The 18,040-nt window shown below is 65.1% G+C and carries 20 protein-coding genes; 16 read left to right on the forward strand and 4 right to left on the reverse strand.

Going from position 1 to position 18,040, the window contains the following annotated elements; translation table 11 throughout:
* Positions 1-13 precede the first annotated feature (13 nt).
* The gene (locus JQ572_RS27230; protein ID WP_211385923.1) at positions 14-547 is read right to left on the reverse strand and encodes an RDD family protein; all 534 of its coding nucleotides are present in this window, start codon (positions 545-547) and stop codon (positions 14-16) included.
* Between the two features lie 204 nt (positions 548-751).
* Positions 752-1,810 carry a porphobilinogen synthase gene (gene hemB / locus JQ572_RS27235; protein ID WP_211385924.1) on the reverse strand — a complete coding sequence of 353 codons (1,059 nt, stop codon included), beginning with the start codon at positions 1,808-1,810 and terminating at the stop codon, positions 752-754.
* 146 nt (positions 1,811-1,956) lie between these two features.
* Between hemB and JQ572_RS27240 the strand changes: the two genes are divergently transcribed.
* The 12 genes from JQ572_RS27240 (at position 1,957) to JQ572_RS27295 (ending at position 12,456) form a co-directional block, all read left to right on the forward strand.
* Positions 1,957-2,460, forward strand: coding sequence for a DUF6163 family protein (locus tag JQ572_RS27240; RefSeq protein ID WP_211385925.1), 504 nt, complete (start codon positions 1,957-1,959; stop codon positions 2,458-2,460).
* 476 nt (positions 2,461-2,936) lie between these two features.
* Entirely contained in the window at positions 2,937-3,455 is a 519-nt protein-coding gene (ldtR, locus tag JQ572_RS27245) for a transcriptional regulator LdtR (protein WP_011087797.1), read from the forward strand.
* A 202-nt stretch (positions 3,456-3,657) separates the two neighbouring features.
* Positions 3,658-3,894: a hypothetical protein gene (locus JQ572_RS27250; RefSeq protein WP_211385926.1), complete on the forward strand. Its 237-nt coding sequence runs from the start codon at positions 3,658-3,660 to the stop codon at positions 3,892-3,894.
* Between the two features lie 37 nt (positions 3,895-3,931).
* Entirely contained in the window at positions 3,932-4,153 is a 222-nt protein-coding gene (locus JQ572_RS27255; protein ID WP_211385927.1) for a hypothetical protein, read from the forward strand.
* 269 nt (positions 4,154-4,422) lie between these two features.
* Positions 4,423-5,721 carry a serine hydroxymethyltransferase gene (glyA, locus tag JQ572_RS27260; RefSeq protein ID WP_211385928.1) on the forward strand — a complete coding sequence of 433 codons (1,299 nt, stop codon included), beginning with the start codon at positions 4,423-4,425 and terminating at the stop codon, positions 5,719-5,721.
* Between the two features lie 22 nt (positions 5,722-5,743).
* Positions 5,744-6,226 carry a transcriptional regulator NrdR gene (gene nrdR / locus JQ572_RS27265; protein ID WP_007603426.1) on the forward strand — a complete coding sequence of 161 codons (483 nt, stop codon included), beginning with the start codon at positions 5,744-5,746 and terminating at the stop codon, positions 6,224-6,226.
* Positions 6,223-7,371, forward strand: a complete 1,149-nt coding sequence (gene ribD / locus JQ572_RS27270; RefSeq protein ID WP_211385929.1) for a bifunctional diaminohydroxyphosphoribosylaminopyrimidine deaminase/5-amino-6-(5-phosphoribosylamino)uracil reductase RibD — start codon at positions 6,223-6,225, stop codon at positions 7,369-7,371. The genes nrdR and ribD overlap by 4 nt, the downstream gene beginning before the upstream one ends.
* Positions 7,371-7,979 (forward strand): riboflavin synthase, encoded by a 609-nt coding sequence (locus tag JQ572_RS27275; RefSeq protein ID WP_211385930.1) that lies wholly within the window; start codon positions 7,371-7,373, stop codon positions 7,977-7,979. Before ribD ends, JQ572_RS27275 begins: the two co-directional genes overlap by 1 nt.
* Before the next feature lie 111 nt (positions 7,980-8,090).
* Positions 8,091-8,582, forward strand: a complete 492-nt coding sequence (ribH, locus tag JQ572_RS27280) for a 6,7-dimethyl-8-ribityllumazine synthase (protein WP_211385931.1) — start codon at positions 8,091-8,093, stop codon at positions 8,580-8,582.
* Between the two features lie 2 nt (positions 8,583-8,584).
* Entirely contained in the window at positions 8,585-9,082 is a 498-nt protein-coding gene (gene nusB, locus JQ572_RS27285; protein ID WP_211385932.1) for a transcription antitermination factor NusB, read from the forward strand.
* A gap of 28 nt (positions 9,083-9,110) precedes the next feature.
* The gene (gene thiL / locus JQ572_RS27290) at positions 9,111-10,109 is read left to right on the forward strand and encodes a thiamine-phosphate kinase (protein ID WP_211385933.1); all 999 of its coding nucleotides are present in this window, start codon (positions 9,111-9,113) and stop codon (positions 10,107-10,109) included.
* Between the two features lie 226 nt (positions 10,110-10,335).
* On the forward strand, positions 10,336-12,456 hold the full coding sequence (locus JQ572_RS27295; protein ID WP_211385934.1) for a sodium-translocating pyrophosphatase: 2,121 nt from the start codon (positions 10,336-10,338) through the stop codon (positions 12,454-12,456).
* A gap of 276 nt (positions 12,457-12,732) precedes the next feature.
* Here JQ572_RS27295 and JQ572_RS27300 read toward each other — a convergent pair whose 3' ends face one another.
* Both JQ572_RS27300 and JQ572_RS27305 read right to left on the reverse strand, forming a co-directional pair.
* A complete protein-coding gene (locus tag JQ572_RS27300; RefSeq protein WP_211385935.1) occupies positions 12,733-13,734 on the reverse strand; it encodes a Bug family tripartite tricarboxylate transporter substrate binding protein in 1,002 nt (333 codons plus the stop codon).
* Positions 13,735-13,851: 117 nt separating this feature from the next.
* A complete protein-coding gene (locus JQ572_RS27305; protein WP_211385936.1) occupies positions 13,852-14,337 on the reverse strand; it encodes an outer membrane protein assembly factor BamE in 486 nt (161 codons plus the stop codon).
* Positions 14,338-14,435: 98 nt separating this feature from the next.
* Between JQ572_RS27305 and JQ572_RS27310 the strand changes: the two genes are divergently transcribed.
* From JQ572_RS27310 to JQ572_RS27325, 4 genes are all read left to right on the forward strand, one after another.
* Positions 14,436-14,999, forward strand: a complete 564-nt coding sequence (locus JQ572_RS27310) for a ubiquinol-cytochrome C chaperone family protein (RefSeq protein ID WP_211385937.1) — start codon at positions 14,436-14,438, stop codon at positions 14,997-14,999.
* A complete protein-coding gene (locus JQ572_RS27315) occupies positions 14,996-15,577 on the forward strand; it encodes a YceD family protein (protein ID WP_211385938.1) in 582 nt (193 codons plus the stop codon). Before JQ572_RS27310 ends, JQ572_RS27315 begins: the two co-directional genes overlap by 4 nt.
* 297 nt (positions 15,578-15,874) lie before the next feature.
* A complete protein-coding gene (gene plsX / locus JQ572_RS27320; protein WP_211385939.1) occupies positions 15,875-16,936 on the forward strand; it encodes a phosphate acyltransferase PlsX in 1,062 nt (353 codons plus the stop codon).
* A complete protein-coding gene (locus tag JQ572_RS27325) occupies positions 16,933-17,913 on the forward strand; it encodes a beta-ketoacyl-ACP synthase III (RefSeq protein WP_211385940.1) in 981 nt (326 codons plus the stop codon). The genes plsX and JQ572_RS27325 overlap by 4 nt, the downstream gene beginning before the upstream one ends.
* Positions 17,914-18,040: the final 127 nt, after the last annotated feature.

Here is an 18,040-nt window from a genome sequence, read left to right on the forward strand (position 1 = left end):
CCAGTAGGTCTTCTCAGTAAGTCCTGGCGCCCTGAGGCACCGGGGCGCGAACGGAATTGTTGATCACGACCGTTCCCAGCACGAAATCATGCAGCAGGCGACGGCGGCCGTTGAACAGGCCGACCAGCACCACGAAGGGCGACAGGAACGACACCGTCACCCAGAACAGCACGGCGTGGGTGGCGCCGAGCACGAAATAGCCTGATGCGCCGTACCAGGTGCGCAGTTCCAGATCCATCACGCGCATGCCGATCGTCGCGGACGACGGACCGCCGATGCAGGCGCCGTAATAGACGATCGCCCAGATCACGGAGGCCGGCCAGGCCAGCCAGAACAGCGCCCAGCCGATGCCGAGCGTGATCACGCCGAACACCGCAATGAAGAGGTAGCCGAGGATCACCGGCACCGAGATCACGACCATGTCGATCAGGAAGGCGAACACCCGCCGCGTAGCGACGCCGCGGAACAGTTCCGGGTGCAGATCGGGATCATAGGCGTGCGCCCCGCCGGCATTGCGCCAGGCATTGCCCGAGTCCGAATACGACATGACCGTCCTCCCGAGGGAAACTCCCGTGGCAGGACATGGGAACAGGCCGTCCGCGTGCCAAGGGTGCGCCGACGTCAACAAGCCGAAATATTCCGGCGATTCGGGGGCGGGGAGGTGGTCGGGGGAGCGGCGAGTTATCGGCCCCGGTGTCGTCCTTGCTTTCGCCAGGACGAGGTTGGGGAGACAGGTGCGCCCACCCTACAATTACTGCGCCCGCAGCTTCTCCGCCGCCTTCGGCGCGAAATAGCTGAGCACGCCGTCGGCGCCCGCGCGCTTGAACGCCAGCAGGCTCTCCATCATGGCGCGGTCGCCGTCGAGCCAGCCATTGTTCGCGGCGGCTGCGATCATCGCGTATTCGCCCGAGACCTGGTACGCGAAGGTCGGCATGGCAAAGGTGTCCTTCACGCGGCGGACCACGTCGAGATAGGGCATGCCGGGCTTCACCATTACCATGTCGGCGCCCTCGGAGATGTCGAGCTCGACCTCGCGGAGCGCTTCGTCGGTGTTGGCGCTGTCCATCTGGTAGGTGCGCTTGTCGCCGGTAAGCGTCTTGGCCGAGCCGATGGCGTCGCGGAACGGCCCGTAGAAGGCGGAGGCGTATTTTGCGGCGTAGGCCATGATCTGCACGTCGAGCAGCCCGGTGCGATCCAGGCCCTCGCGGATCGCGGCGACGCGGCCGTCCATCATGTCGGAGGGCGCGATGATGTCGCAGCCGGCTTCGGCCTGCACCAGGGCCTGACGCACCAGCACCGCGACCGTCTCGTCGTTCAAGATCTTGCCGTCGGAGATCAGGCCGTCATGGCCGTGACTGGTGAAGGGATCGAGCGCGACGTCGCACAGGATACCGATCTCCGGAAACTCCTTCTTGATCGCGCGCACCGCCTGGCAGACCAGATTGTTCGGGTTGGTGGCCTCCGAGCCTTCCTCGTCGCGCAGGGACGGGTCGGTGTAGGGAAACAGCGCCAGGCAGGGGATGGTGAGCTTCATCGCGCGCTCGGCCTCGCGCACGGCCTGGTCGACGCTGAGGCGGTCGACGCCCGGCATCGAGGCGATCTGCTCGCGCTTGTTGTCGCCGTCGATCAAAAACAGCGGCCAGATCAGATCGTCGGTGGTGAGCACGTTCTCGCGCACCATGCGCCGGGCCCATTCGGCCTTGCGGTTGCGGCGCGGGCGGACGGTCAGATCGAGGGCAGGGGAGGCGCCAGCGCCATCCCCGCGCGAAACCTCGCGCAATTCGATCGGACGTCCGTATTTGATCGCCATCACTCTTCCTCCGGCTGGAATTATTCTTATACCAGCTCGCATGGGTCCCGTCACCGCGGCTTGACCTGCCGCAAGGTAAAGACAAGGCGAAGGACCGGCCTGGGCAGCCGATTGATTTTGCAGGCCGAAGCAGCCAGAAGAGAGGCATGTCCGAGATTTCCACCCGCGATGCGGCCCGCGACGGCGCCAATGCCAGGGATAACGCCCGAGACAACGCCAGAGACAACGCGATGTCGGTGGCGGCGATCTCGTCGGAGCGCGCCGAGTCGGACGACAATGTCTGGACGCGCCGGCTCGTGCTGTTCCTGCGGGTGATGGCGCTGCTCTCGATCCTCAAAGGTCTCTATCACTGGGCGCAGGTCACCGGCTTCGTCGGCGGCGAGGACGAGGCGTTCGAGAACCAGTCGATGGCCTGGCAGGCCGCGACCGTCTACTTCGCCGTAATCGAGCTCGTCGCCGCGGTCGGCCTGTGGCTCGCGACCCCCTGGGGCGCGGTGGTGTGGCTGACGACCGTAGTGTCGATGGCGGTGATCGAGCTGATGTTCCCGGGCATCTACGGCGGCAGCCTGGTCGTGGTCGGTGTCGAAGCCTTCATGCTGGCCGCCTATCTCGCGCTCGCCTGGATGGCAGCACGCGAACGGCCGCCGTAGCTGGCAAACTCTCGTGCCCCGGACGCGACGGAGCGCGCCGCACTTGCGGCGTGATGCGTCGCAGAGCCGGGGTCCATCTCTCTACGATCCATGCTCTGGCTTCGCTGCGCTTGTCCATGACACGAGAATGGTGCGCTTGGTTGACCGCCGGTTGCCTAAAATTCGAGGTAACTTTTCGTTGACTCCGTGCATTCCGCCACAGCTCTTACGCGGCCGTTTCGAAACGGGGCGGGGCTGTTCTGGAATGCGACAACGGGAGCGGACGGAGGGTGAACAGGACCTTGCGAAGGTCAACAGAGGGTTGCGAAAAGTGCTTGTGGCACAGGCTTAATCCGCAATTCACTGTCTTAAATTCATGATCTCTTTATTCTCTTATTTAAGCCGATCTTCAAACGAGCCCCTTAAGTTGCAGCTATCAGACGGAGCACAAGTTTCGTCGAATAAGTGTCGATAAAAACGACAACAGGGGAAGTGTCATGATGAAAGCCGTCGCAACTGCGGCAGATACCGCAGAGCGCGTCTCCGGCCAGCAGGGTTCGGTGCAGTCGCTCTATCTGGAAGCTTTGACTCTGGTGGAGCGGCTGCATCGCCGGCTCCTCGACGTCATCAAGGACGAATTCGATCGCCGCGGCCGCGCGGACATCAATTCGGTGCAGGCGCTGTTGCTCTACAACATCGGCGACAAGGAGCTGACCGCGGGCGAGCTGCGCACGCGCGGTTATTATCTCGGCTCCAACGTCTCCTACAATTTGAAGAAGCTCGTCGAGCTCGGTTTCCTCGATCATCAGCGCTCGCGCGTTGATCGCCGCTCGGTGCGCATCCGCCTGACGCCGCAGGGCCAGGAAGTTCGCCGCATCGTCGACTCCCTCTACCAGAAGCACGTCAAGACGGTGGAGCAGGTCGGCGGCATCTCGGGCGAGGAGTTCTCGACCCTCAACAAGTCGCTGCACCGCCTCGAGCGGTTCTGGACCGACCAGATCCTGTATCGTCTTTGAGATCTTTTCGACGGGACTTGGCCAAGCCGGCCCACAACAAGACCGGCAAGCCTCCCGAACGTGCCTGACTTCCCCAAGCGCGCCGGCCCGGCTTGTGCCCGGACCGGTGCGTTCTGTCATTTCGCGGTTGCGAAAAAATCTCCGGCCGCAGGGAACGAGTTCCCGGTTCGGTGCTTATCCCCTTCGGATCGGAGGGCGGACGATGCTGGTCGAGCGTGGCTTGGGGGTGATGAACGTGGAACTCGTGAGCGAGGCCTATGCTATCGCCGCGAACTATCTCCGCCGCTCCGGCGCGATCCCCGACAGCCTCGTCACCGACGAGCACCTGCTCGAGATCGTCATCAAGCTGCTCCAGCACGGTGAATTCAACAAGATCAGGCTGGCCAACAAGGCCATCACGAGGTTCGAGGCGCAGTCCGAGGCCAAAGCGGTTGCCTGATCACGAGTCCCAACATGTCCAAGAACCAGAGGGTGCCATGGAAGCTGCCATCGACCGCATCATGCAGACCTACGATTTGCTCGCCAACCGCACGTCTGCGGCGAGCGCGGAGGCGCGGGCCAAGGTGACGAATTACCTCAACACCCTGATGGAAGCCGGCGAGAAGGACACCCACAGGTTGACTGTGTTCGGTCTGACCTATCTGCGCGAGCTCGATGGCAGCGTCGACCCCGTGAAGGCGGGGTATACCGGGCTGTGACGGGACGCTGACCGCGGCCGGCGGGTCTGGCGCAGAGTTTGAGGCTCAAAGCGGCCCCATTAGGGATGCCCGCAGATCGGTGGCTCGCTGGAACCACGCAGTGCCGAAAACCTGCAATCCCCACCATATCTTGCATAAATATCAGGCCCGACCCGCAACTACTTGGCCGGGGGCGGGCAATGTGGTAGATCGCGCTCGCCGCTTCCGACCGCCACACCAGACCCGCCCGTAGCCCGCCAAAAGGCTGCGGCGGTGGAGATATTCGCAAGATGACCTCAGCCAAAACCGCCTCCGCGCCCGATTCGTTTTTCACCGCCTCGCTCGACCAGGCCGACCCGGAAATCGCCGCCGCCATCAAGGGCGAGCTCGGCCGGCAGCGCCATGAGGTCGAGCTGATCGCATCCGAGAACATCGTCAGCCGTGCCGTGCTGGAAGCGCAGGGTTCGGTGATGACCAACAAGTATGCAGAGGGTTATCCGGGCGCGCGCTATTACGGCGGTTGTGAGTGGGTCGACGTCGCCGAGAACCTCGCGATCGATCGCGCCAAGAAGCTGTTCGGCGCCAAATTCGCCAACGTGCAGCCGAACTCGGGCAGCCAGATGAACCAGGCGGTGTTCCTGGCGCTGCTCCAGCCCGGCGACACCTTCATGGGCCTCGACCTTGCGGCCGGCGGCCATCTCACCCACGGCTCGCCCGTCAACATGAGCGGCAAGTGGTTCAAGGCCGCGCACTACACTGTGCGCCGCGAGGACCAGATCATCGACATGGATGCGGTCGCCAAGCAGGCCGAAGAGGTCAAGCCGAAGCTGATCGTCGCCGGCGGCTCGGCCTATTCGCGCGCCTGGGACTTCAAGCGCTTCCGCGAGATCGCGGATAGCGTCGGCGCGTATCTCCTCGTCGACATGGCGCACTTCGCGGGTCTCGTCGCCGGTGGTGTGCATGCCTCGCCGGTGCCGCATGCCCACATCACCACCACCACGACGCACAAATCGCTGCGCGGCCCGCGCGGCGGCCTGATGCTGTGGAATGACGAGGCGCTGACCAAGAAATTCAACTCGGCGATCTTCCCGGGCCTGCAGGGCGGCCCCCTGATGCATGTGATCGCGGCGAAGGCGGTCGCCTTCGGCGAGGCGCTGCGTCCGGACTTCAAGATCTACGCGAAGAACGTGGTCGAGAACGCCAAGGCGCTGGCTGAAGCGATGAAGAGCCACGGGTTCGATATTGTCTCGGGCGGCACCGATAACCATTTGATGCTGGTCGATCTCCGGCCGAAGGGCCTGAAGGGCAATGCGTCGGAGAAGGCGCTGGTCCGCGCCGCCATCACCTGCAACAAGAACGGCATTCCGTTCGACCCCGAGTCGCCGTTCGTCACCTCGGGGATTCGGCTGGGCACGCCGGCCGCCACCACCCGCGGCTTCGGCGTCGCTGAATTCCAGCAGGTCGGCGGCATGATCGCCGAGGTCCTCAACGCGATCGCACAATCCTCCGACGGCAAGGCGCCGCTGGTCGAAGCCGCGATCAAGGAACGGGTCAAGGCGCTGACTGACCGCTTCCCGATCTACCAGTAAGTAAACCGCTCAAGGTAAACGGATGCGCTGCCCGAACTGCAACAGTCTCGATACGCAGGTAAAGGACTCGCGTCCGACCGAGGACTCCTCCGTCATCCGCAGGCGGCGCGTGTGCGTCGCCTGCAATTTCCGCTTCACCACTTTCGAGCGCGTGCAATTGCGCGAGCTCACCGTGATCAAGCGCAACGGCCGCCGCGTGCCGTTCGACCGCGACAAGCTGATGCGCTCGGTGTCGATCTCCTTGCGCAAGCGGCAGGTCGAGCCGGAGCGGGTGGAGAAGATGGTCTCCACCATCGTGCGCGAGCTCGAGACCGGCGGCGAGGCCGAGATTTCCTCGGAGGTGATCGGCGAGACCGTGATGGAGCATCTGCGCACGCTCGACGACGTCGCCTATGTGCGCTTCGCCTCGGTCTACCGCAATTTCCGCGAGGCCAAGGACTTTGCCGACGTGCTCGGCGAGCTCTCCGGTGAGGAGGAAGCGCGGCTCGCCGCGATCCGCAAATGATCTTCCGCATCCTGGAGGATCAATTCGGCCAGAAGATCCGCGAGTCCAAGGACGCCGATCGCCGCTTCATGCAGCTTGCGCTTGCGCTCGGCCGCCGCGGGCAGGGGCGCACCTGGCCCAATCCGGCCGTGGGCGCGGTCATCGTGAAAGATGGAGTGATCGTCGGTCGCGGCTGGACACAGCCCGGCGGAAGGCCGCATGGCGAGCCCGAGGCGCTGCGGCGCGCCGGCGAGGCGGCGCGCGGCGCCACGCTCTATGTCACGCTGGAGCCATGCTCGCATTTCGGCAAGTCGCCGCCCTGCGCCGATGCGGTGATCGCCGCCGGCATCAAGCGCGTGGTGGCAGCGATCGAGGATCCCAATCCGGAAGTCGCGGGCCAGGGCCATGCGCGCCTGCGCGCAGCAGGCATCACGGTGGATGTCGGCCTGTGCGCGGCGGAGGCCGCGTTTGATCATGCCGGTCACTTCCGCCGCATCCGCGATCGGCGCCCGCATGTAATCCTGAAGCTCGCGGTCTCGCCCGACGGCAAGATCGGTGCGGCCGGCGGCAAGCCGGTCGCGATCACCGGCGAGGCCGTGCGCAATCGCGTGCATCTGCTCCGCGCGCAGAGCGACGCCATCCTGGTCGGCATCGGCACCGTGCTGGCGGACGATCCCCAGCTCAACTGCCGCCTGCCGGGCATGGCCGCCCGCTCGCCGGTGCGCATGGTGCTCGACCAGAGCCTGCGCATCCCGGCTTCGAGCCAGCTCGTCCGCTCCGCGCGCGAGACGCCGCTCTGGGTGGTCGGCTCGGAGCTTGCGGAAGCTGCGGCCGCAACACGGCTTGGCGCTGCCGGTACGCAAGTGATCCGCGTCCCGCCGGGCGGCACATCCGGGCTGGATTTGCCGGCCGTGCTGCGTGCGCTGGCCGAGAAGGGCATCTCGCGGCTGATGGTCGAGGGCGGCAGCCGCGTCGCTGCGTCGTTCGTGGCCGCGGACCTCGTGGACGAAATCTGGCTGTTCCGCGGCGCGGAAGAGGTCGGCAGCAGCGGCGTCGATGCGCTCGATGCATTGCCACTGTCGAAAATCACGCAGTCGCCGGCCTATAAGGTTCATGCTAGCGAGACATTCGACAAGGATACTCTCACCATCTACGAGCGCGCGTAATGTTTACCGGCATTGTCACCGATATCGGCGAGGTCGTCGGCTTCACGCCGACGGCGCAGGGCCAGTTGCACCGGCTGCGCATCGCCTGCCGCTACGATCAGACCACCATTGCCGATGGCGCCTCGATCGCCTGCAATGGTGTCTGCCTTACCGTCGTCGCCTCGGGCGTCGAAGACAGCAGAACCTGGTTCGATGTCGATGCCGCGGCCGAGACGCTGGCGCTGACGACCGCAAAACACTGGAGGCTCGGCACGAAGCTCAACCTCGAGCGCGCGCTGAAGATCGGCGACGAGCTTGGCGGGCATATCGTCGCCGGCCATGCCGATGGCATCGCGACCCTCGTCAGCCGCGAGGACCTGCCCGACATGGCGCGGTTCGAGCTTTCGACCACGCGGGAGCTGGCGCGGTTCATCGCCACCAAGGGCTCGATCACCCTCGACGGCGTCTCGCTGACGGTTAATACGGTGGCGGACGTGACCTTTTCGGTCCTGATCATCCCGCACACGCTGACGGTGACGACGATCGGCGGCTGGAAGGCGGGGACCGAGGTCAATATCGAGGTCGATCTGATGGCCCGCTACGCTGCGCGGCTGACGGAAATGAAGTGACGGTGATCAAACTTCGTCATGCGCGGGCTTGACCCGCGCATCCATCCTCTTAAGAGGTCTTGACCCGATGGATTGCCGGGTCGAGCCTGGCAATGACACAATAGGTTTACGATGGCAGACGCGCGGCGCGCACCTCTGAAGGACCAGACCGACATTTCCGGCGCGCGCGCGCTGATTGTCGAGGCACGGTTCTATGACGATCTCCAGGACGCGCTGCTGGACGGCGCGGTGGCTGAGCTGAAGGCGGCGGGCCTGACGCATGACGTCATCACGGTTCCCGGCGCGCTGGAAATCCCGGCGGCAATCGCCATTGCGGTCGATGCGGCTGCCGCCAGCGGCAAGCCCTATGATGCTGCGATCGCGCTCGGCTGCGTGATCCGCGGCGACACCATCCATTTCGAGATCGTCTCGCAGGAATCCTCGCGCGCGCTGATGGACCTTGCGGTGGCGCGAAAGCTGCCGCTCGGCAACGGCATCCTCACGGTCAACAATGAGGCTCAGGCCTGGGCGCGGGCGCGCGCCAGCGAGCTCAACAAGGGCGGCGATGCCGCGCGCGCCGCGATTGCGATGCTGCGCATCAAACGCCGCCTGGCGCGGGCCTGACGATGGCCGATCACAGCAAAAAGCCGTCGGCTGGCACGGAGAAGAAGGCGAACCGGCGCGGTGCGGCGCGGCTCGCGGCCGTGCAGGCGCTGTACCAGATGGACATCGCCGGCGCGGGCATCAACGACATTTTTGCGGAGTTCGAGAGCCACTGGCTCGGTAACGAGGTCGAGGGCGACACGTACCTGCCGGCTGAAGCGGCCTTCTTCCGCGACGTCGTCTCCGGCGTCGTGCGCGACCAGAAGAAGCTCGATCCTCTGATCGACGAGGCGCTGTCGAAGGGCTGGCCGTTGAAGCGGATCGAGGCGATCTTGCGCGCGGTGCTGCGGGCCGGCGCCTACGAATTGGAGCACCGCAAGGACGTGCCGGGCCGTGTCGTGGTCTCCGAATATGTCGATGTCGCCAATGCCTTCGTCGACCGCGAGGAAACCGGCATGGTCAACGCCGTGCTCGACCAGATCGGCCGCCAGTTTCGCGGTGACGAGTTCGGGCGGGGGTAAGGCGACGCCGGAGGTTAGGTTGACATCGATGGCGACCTCGCAAAATCCTTCCGGCGAAGACTCCCTCATCGCGCGCTATTTCAAGCCGCTGGCGACCGATCCCGGCGCGCTGGGGCTGGTCGACGACGCCGCCATCCTGCAATCGCTCGGCGGAGACATCGTCGTCACCACCGATGCCGTGGTCGAGGGCGTGCATTATCTTGCCGATGACCCGCCCAACACCATCGCGCGCAAGGCGTTGCGGGTGAATTTGTCCGATCTTGCCGCCAAGGGCGCGACGCCCGCCGGCTTCGTGCTGACGCTCGCGCTGCGCAGCAAGGCGGATGGCTGGCTCAGGCCGTTCGCCGACGCGCTGGGCGAGGACGCCAGGACCTTCGCCTGCCCGCTGCTCGGCGGCGACACCGTGTCGACGCCGGGGCCGCAGATGATCTCGATCACGGCCTTCGGCCGCGTACCTCAAGGTCGGATGGTCGGCCGCACGGGCGCGAGGCCCGGCGACCGCATCCTGGTGACGGGGACGATCGGCGACGCCGCGCTCGGCCTCGACGTGCTCACCGGCGGCGCGGCTGCAAGGGCGCTCGCGTCCGATCCTGCTGCAAGCGACGCACTGATCTCGCGCTACCGCGTCCCGCAGCCGCGCAATTTGCTGGCGCAGGCGGTGCGCGACCATGCGACTGCGGCGATGGACGTCTCCGACGGCCTGGCGGGCGACCTGACGAAACTCTGCGCGGCGTCCGGAGTCTCGGCCACGATCGATGTGGCGAGCGTGCCGTTGTCGGCCGCGGCGGCCGGCCTGATTGCGGGCAACGTCGTTTGCGTTGAGACGCTGCTTGCCGGGGGCGACGATTACGAGGTCCTGTGCACGGTGCCGTCGGCACAGAGCGATGCGCTGATTGCCGCGGGGCGGGCGGTGGGCCTCGCCGTCACGGCGATCGGCACGATCGTCGCGGGACATGAGCCGCCTCGCTTCCTGGACGGGCAGGGCAAGGAACTGGTGTTGAAGCGGCTTTCGTACAGCCACTTCTAGGATTTGCTCCAAACCGGCGCTCGTGCCCTAAATACCTGCCGAGATCGGTCTTTTCGGCCGCTTACGGCGTTGCACCCGCATTCTGATTTTGGCAAGCTTGTGACCGACCAGGGCCACCCCTTCAGGCAAGGAGCGGCCCTGTTCAACATAAAGGCGCCGCACCGCACGACGGGAAAACAAAAGGCGCCGGGGGTACGTACATCAAGGATCTGAGGCAAAAAATCACATGACAGCATTATGGTTGATAGTGCTCTGCGGAGTGCTTTCCGTCGTCTACGCGATTTGGGCGACGTCTTCGGTGTTGAGTGCGGATGCGGGGTCGCCGCGCATGCAGGAGATTGCGGGAGCGGTGCGCGAGGGCGCACAGGCCTACCTGCGGCGTCAGTACACCACGATCGGTATCGTCGGCATCGTCATCTTCGTGCTGCTTGCCTATTTCCTCGGACTCTATGTCGCGATCGGTTTTACCATCGGCGCCGTCCTGTCGGGGGCGGCCGGTTTCATCGGCATGAATGTCTCGGTCCGTGCCAACGTGCGCACCGCGCAGGCGGCGACGACATCGCTCGCCGGCGGCCTCGAGCTCGCCTTCAAGGCGGGCGCCATCACCGGCATGCTGGTGGCGGGTCTCGCGCTGCTCGGCGTGACCCTCTATTTCGGCTTCCTGGTCTATTCGCTGAAGCTCGCACCTGACAGCCGTGTCGTCGTCGATGCCATGGTGGCGCTCGGCTTCGGCGCCTCGCTGATCTCGATCTTCGCCCGTCTCGGCGGCGGCATCTTCACCAAGGGTGCGGACGTCGGCGGCGACCTCGTCGGCAAGGTCGAGGCCGGCATTCCCGAGGACGATCCGCGCAATCCGGCGACGATCGCCGACAACGTGGGCGACAATGTCGGCGACTGTGCCGGCATGGCGGCCGACCTGTTCGAGACTTATGCGGTGACCGCGGTCGCCACCATGGTCCTGGCGGCGATCTTCTTCGCCAAGACGCCGATCCTCATGAGCATGATGACGCTGCCGCTCGCGATCGGCGGCATCTGCATCATCACCTCGATCATCGGCACCTTCTTCGTCAAGCTCGGGCCGAGCCAGTCGATCATGGGGGCGCTCTACAAGGGCCTGATCGCAACCGGCGTTCTGTCGCTGGTCGGCATCGCCGGCGTGATCTACGCCCTGATCGGCTTCGGCAAGCTCGACGGCGTCGAGTATACCGGCATGTCGCTGTTCGAATGCGGCATCGTCGGTCTCGTCGTCACCGCGCTGATCATCTGGATCACCGAATACTACACCGGCACCGACTATCGCCCGGTGAAGTCGATCGCGGCGGCGTCGGTGACCGGTCACGGCACCAACGTGATCCAGGGGCTGGCGATCTCGATGGAGTCAACCGCGCTGCCCGCGATCGTCATCATCGCCGGCATCCTGGTTACCTACAGCCTTGCCGGCCTGTTCGGCATCGCGATCGCGACCGCCACTATGCTGGCGCTGGCCGGCATGATCGTCGCGCTCGACGCGTTCGGCCCCGTCACCGACAACGCCGGCGGCATCGCCGAGATGGCGGGCCTGCCGAAGGAGGTGCGCAAGTCGACCGACGCGCTCGACGCGGTTGGCAACACCACCAAGGCGGTGACCAAGGGCTACGCGATCGGCTCCGCCGGCCTCGGCGCACTGGTACTGTTCGCGGCTTACAATGAGGACCTCAAGTTCTTCATTGCGGACTCCGCACACCACGCTTATTTCGTAGGCGTCAAGCCGGACTTCTCGCTCAACAACCCCTACGTGGTTGTCGGCCTGTTGTTCGGTGGTTTGCTGCCCTATCTGTTCGGTGCGATGGGCATGACGGCCGTGGGCCGTGCGGCCAGCGCGATCGTCGAGGAGGTGCGCCGGCAGTTCCGCGAGAAGCCGGGCATCATGCAGGGCACCGACAAGCCGGACTACGGCAAGGCGGTCGACCTTTTGACGAAAGCGGCGATCAAGGAAATGATCATCCCGTCGCTGCTCCCGGTGCTGTCGCCGATCGTCGTCTACTTCCTGATCTACACGATCGCGGGTGGCGGCGCGGCCGGCAAGTCGGCGGCGTTCTCGGCCGTCGGTGCGATGCTGCTCGGCGTGATCGTGACGGGCCTGTTCGTCGCGATCTCGATGACCTCCGGCGGCGGCGCCTGGGACAACGCCAAGAAGTACATCGAGGACGGCCATTACGGCGGCAAAGGCAGTGATGCCCACAAGTCCGCCGTGACCGGCGACACCGTCGGCGATCCCTACAAGGATACGGCCGGCCCGGCGGTTAATCCGATGATCAAGATCACCAACATCGTGGCCTTGCTGCTGCTGGCGATCCTGGCGCACTGAACCTGCGGTGCTCTACAAACGACAAACCCGCGGTGCAAACCGCGGGTTTTTTGTTGTCAGCTTTACGGGAGACCGTCGCTGTGAACTTCGAGACGACCAAATGTATGCGGTGCGGTTGCGACATGTTGGCGGCCGACACCGTCTGTCCGGCTTGCGGTAAGGCGCAAAGAGGCAGCCGGCAATCCGGGCCTCGCACAATGCTGGCGGTCGCGCTGGCGGCGGCCGTCCTCATCGCCTTCAACTGGTTCAAATCTCCTGCGCCGCAAGCGAGCCCGCCTACTGCACATCCATCTGCAGCCCTTCCTTCTGGATGATGCCGGCGAATTTCTTCGTCTCGGCATCCAGGAAGGCGGCAAACTGCTGCGGCGTGCCGTAGTCGGTGCGGGCGCCCATGGCGGTGATGTTCTTCCTGATGTCGTCGCGCTCCAGCATCGCCTTCACCTGGAGATTGAGCGCTTCGAGCACCGAAGCGGGAACGCCTTTCGGCAAGAACACCGAGAACCACGACGAGACGTCGAAATTCGCCAGCTCCGGCGCGCTCTCGCGCATGGTCGGCAGGTTCGGTGCAAGTTCGCTGCGCTCCGTCGTGGTAACGCAGAGGCCGGTGAGGGTGCCGCTCTGCACCTGCGGCAGGCTCGGATAGAGATTATCGAACAGGATCTGGATGTCGCCGGCGAGCGCGGCCTGGAGCGCAGGCCCGGCGCCACGGAACGGGATGTGGGTCATCTTCAGTCCGGTGAGCTGGAGGAACCAGGCGCCGGTGAGGTGAGGGCTCTGGCCGACGCCGGAGGAGGCATAGCTGAGCTTGTCAGGATTGGCCTTGAGGAAGGCGATCAGCTCGGCGATCGACTTGATGCCGGTCTTCGGATGCGCCGAGACGATGTTCGGGATCCGGATCATGTTGGAGACCGGCTGGAGCTGGTCCGGCTTGTAGGCGAGATTCTTGAAGATGCTGTAGGCGATCGCGTTCGGACCGGGATTGCCGATCAGAATGGTATGCCCGTCCGGCTTGGCGCGGACCACCTCGGCCGTGCCGATCGTGCCGCCGCCGCCGGAGCGGTTTTCCACCACGGCCGACTGGCCCCAGGCCGCTTGCAGATGCGCGGCCAGGAGCCGGCCCATCACGTCGGTCGAACCGCCGGCGGCAGCCGGTACGACGATGCGGATGTTTTCGGTGGGCTTCCAGTCCGCCAGGCTCGATCGCGGCAGGATCGCTGCGGCCGAAAGGCCGGCAGCACCGGTAAGCACGCGACGGCGAGACAGAAATTGATTGGGCACGAATCCACTCCCTGCTTCTTGTTTTGCGGGGAGCGTATGGAACCAGGCGCGCAACGGCAAGTCGCGCGCGACGGCAAGTGCCGCGCGGAGAGCGGCACGACGCCGCAGGCTGAAGGCTCAGTTAAAGCTGAGCAGCTTGAACAGCGGCGTGAGGTAGCTCATTTCCTGGCCCGACGTCGGCGTGGTGCGGCTGATGAAGTCGAAGATCTTGCCGTCCTGCAGGCCGTAATTCGCGAGCCGCCGCACGCGCCGGGTCTTGTCGAAATAGATCGCGATGACGCGCTGGTCGACCACCTTCTGGTTCATGAAGGCGACCATGCGCTCCGAGCGCTGCGAGATGTAGTAGAACACCTCGCCGTCGAGGGTTGCGACTGTGGAGGGCGTGCCCATCACGATCAGCACCTGGTCCTGACTCGCACCGATCGGAATCTGCTCCAGCGCGCCGGGGGGCAGGATGTAGCCCTTCTGGAATTGCTCGCCGGTGCAGCCCGCAAGCGCAACGCCAACCAGGGTCGCGGCCGCGAACAGCCGCAAGCTGCGCCAGCGTGCATGAAGGCCGCGCCGCTTGTTCGCGCGCAGGCCGTTCTGATTCGGTATCGTCATAGCGGAACTGATTCCGTCCCCTTGCGTCGCGCGAGGCGCTGAAGTACCGGGCGGAGGCTCTGAATGCAACACGCGCGCGCCCGCTTGCGGAAACCACAATGCTTTGGCCGTTCAATCACTTCAGGAAACCCCGGCTAGCCCCGCCGGGCACCATTGAAGCCATCTATGGCATGATCGTGACGCAGGCGCGAGAACCCATATTTTACCGCGACTTGGGCGTGCCGGATACGGTTAATGGGCGTTTCGACCTGTTGCTGCTGCATCTCTGGCTGCTGCTGCGCCGCCTGCGCACGGCCCAGGGCGCCAACGGACGCGCCACCGAGCTGTCGCAGGCGCTGTTCGACCGGTTCTGCGAGGACATGGACGACAATCTGCGCGAGATGGGGATCGGCGACCAGACCGTGCCGAAGCGGATGCGGGCCTTTGGCGAAGCCTTTTATGGCCGCGTCCAGGCCTACGACCAAGCCATCGAAGGTGGCGATGGGGCGCTGGCGGCGGCGATCTGCAAGAATATCTTGAATGGGACCGGCTTGGACCAGGCGCAGCGGCTGGCGGCCTACGCCCTGGCCACGGAGGCCGATCTCGGCCGGACCGACGAGGCTGCGCTGCTACTTGCGTCCTTCCGGTTTCCCCCAGCGCTCACTGAGGACACCACGCGATGAGCCGACCGAACGCCGAATCCAGGCCCGATCCCTGGCGTGCCCCTGTGATCGTCGCTCAAATTCCCGACACCGGCGTGCACCGCAAGCTCGAGGCCTCTGCCGCCGAACGGCAGGCCATGGCCGAGCTCGCGGGTTTGCGGGAGGTCCTCTCCGCCCAGGCAGAGTTCGACGTGGTGCCGAAAAGCGGCGGCCGCTTCGAGGTGACCGGTCGCGTCCGCGCCAGGGTCGGCCAGACCTGCGTGATCACGCTCGACCCGATCGAGAGCGAGATCGAGGAGGCGGTGGACCTGATGTTCGTCCCCGAGGCGGAGGCGCGGCGGCTGGCCGACCTGATCGAGGAGGGGCAGGACGACAAGGCGCCGGCCGAGATCGCCGACCCGCCGGAGGCGATTGCCAATGGCATCATCGACCTCGGACGGCTCGCCACCGATGCGCTGTTCCTGGCGATCGACCCCTATCCGCGCAAGGAAGGGGCCGTGTTCGAGGCGGAGGTCACCGCCCCCGACCCGGCGGACCATCCGTTCGCGGTGCTGAAGGCGCTCCAGGGCAAGAAGCGGGACAAGAAGAAAGGCAAATAGCCGGGCATTCCCGTAAGAACGCCTTGCCGGGCGGTGCGAAGTGCTTGCCCGGATGGTTTGAGAGGCGCGTTTATCTATCTGATTTCGATATATTTCCTTTGAATTCGCCGGTCCGCTTCCGGATTGCCCAGAATGCAAAAGGCTGGGGGCAAGAGGTTGTTTCGGGATAACAAAACGCTATTGTCGCGCCCCGGTCCGGGCGCGCGTGGCGCTTGGCCCATCGCCATGTCCATGGCGAAGCCATTTTTGCGGGCCCGCTCCTTCAAGACCGCACCAGACCAGGTTTCCAGGACTTTTATGCCAAGCAAGGTTCGCATCGCCCTTGACGCCATGGGAGGCGACGTCGGCGCCGCCGTGGTCATTCCAGGCGCCGCCATCTCGCTTCAAAGGCATCGCCAGATCGAGTTCCTGCTGGTCGGGGACCGCGCCAAAATCGAGCCCGAGCTCGAGAATCATCCGGCCCTCAAGGCCGCTTCGAAGATCGTCCATACCGACGTTGCCGTCGGCATGGACGACAAGCCGAGCCAGGCGCTGCGGCGCGGCCGCAAGACCTCCTCGATGTGGATGGCGATCGACGCGGTGAAGAAGGGCGAGGCGGACGTCGCGGTCTCCGCCGGCAATACCGGCGCGCTGATGGCGATGGCGCGGTTCCACCTGCGCACGCTGCCCGGCATCGACCGCCCGTCCATTGCCGGGATATGGCCGACCAGGCGCGGGGAATCCGTCGTGCTCGACCTGGGTGCCACCATCGGCGGCGACGCGCACCATCTGGTATCGCTCGCCGTCATGGGCGCCGCGATGGCGAGCGTGCTGTTCAACAAGCCCCGTCCCACTGTCGGCCTGCTCAATATCGGGACCGAGGAGATCAAGGGGCACGAGGAGATCCGCGACGCCGGCGACATCCTGCGCGCGAGGAACCTGCCGGAGCTCGACTATATCGGCTTCGTCGAGGGCGACGGGATCGGCAAGGGGCTGTCCGACGTCATCGTGACCGAAGGTTTCAGCGGCAATATCGCGCTCAAGGCAGCCGAGGGAACCGCACGCCAGATGGCGGAATTACTCCGCAACGAGATGCAGCGGAGCTGGCTGTCCAAGCTGGGCTATCTGTTCGCGCGGGGCGCCTTTCAGGCCCTGCGCAACAAGATGGACCCGAACAAGTCCAACGGCGGTGTGTTCCTGGGACTGCGCGGACTAGTGGTCAAGAGCCACGGCGGAATCAGCGCCGAAGGCTTTGCCTATGCGATCGATGTTGGCTATGAGATGGCGCAATACGATCTCCTGAACAAGATCAATCAGACGCTCAACCGCGAGGGTGGTGCACTCAGTTCCGTGCCAACCGCGCCGGAGGATGTTTCGTGACTCAAATTCGTTCGGTCGTGCTGGGCTGCGGCTCTTATTTGCCGGAGCAGGTGGTGACCAACGCCCAATTGGCGACGCGCATCGACACGTCCGACGAGTGGATCGTGCAGCGCACCGGCATTCGCGAGCGGCACATTGCGGCCGAGGGCGAGTTCACCTCTCACCTGGCGCTCAGGGCGGCACAGGCTGCGCTGGCCGACGCCGGCGTGGACGCGCAGTCGATCGAACTGATCGTGCTGGCGACCTCGACGCCCGACAACACCTTTCCCGCAACCGCGGTCGCCGTGCAGCACGGGCTCGGCATCAACCATGGCGCGGCCTTCGACCTCCAGGCGGTGTGCTCGGGCTTCGTGTTCGCGCTCGCCACCGCCGACAATTTCCTGCGTACCGGCGCCTTCAAGCGCGCGCTGGTGATCGGCGCCGAGACCTTCTCGCGCATCCTCGACTGGAACGACCGCGGCACCTGCGTGCTGTTCGGCGACGGTGCCGGCGCGGTGGTGCTGGAGGCGCAGGAGCAGCCGGGCAATGCGGCAACCGACCGCGGCGTGGTGACCACGCATTTGCGCTCCGACGGCCGCCACAAGGCAAAGCTGTTCGTCGACGGCGGGCCGTCCTCGACCCAGACCGTCGGCCATCTGCGCATGGAAGGCCGCGAGGTCTTCAAGCACGCGGTCGGCATGATCACCGACGTCATCGTCGATGCCTTCGAGGCGACCGGCCTGAACGCCGACAGCATCGACTGGTTCGTGCCGCACCAGGCCAACAAGCGAATCATCGACGCCTCCGCTCACAAGCTCCACATCGCGCCGGAGAAGGTGGTGCTGACGGTGGACCGTCACGGCAACACCTCGGCGGCCTCGATTCCGCTGGCGCTGTCGGCGGCGCGCAAGGATGGCCGCATCAAGCGCGGCGATCTGGTTTTGCTGGAAGCGATGGGCGGCGGCTTCACCTGGGGCTCCGCGCTGGTGCGCTGGTAAGCCACAGTCGATAAAATTTTGCCCGAATCAACGCGGATTATCGATGCGTCTGCATTGATGAGCGCTGTTGACCGTCGTATCGTAACCTCATAATTTCAGACAACAATTGTTCGCCGTGATGTGGGGC

Source organism: Bradyrhizobium sp. SZCCT0153 (assembly GCF_018129995.1).
Taxonomy (GTDB): Bacteria; Pseudomonadota; Alphaproteobacteria; order Rhizobiales; family Xanthobacteraceae; genus Bradyrhizobium; species Bradyrhizobium japonicum_G.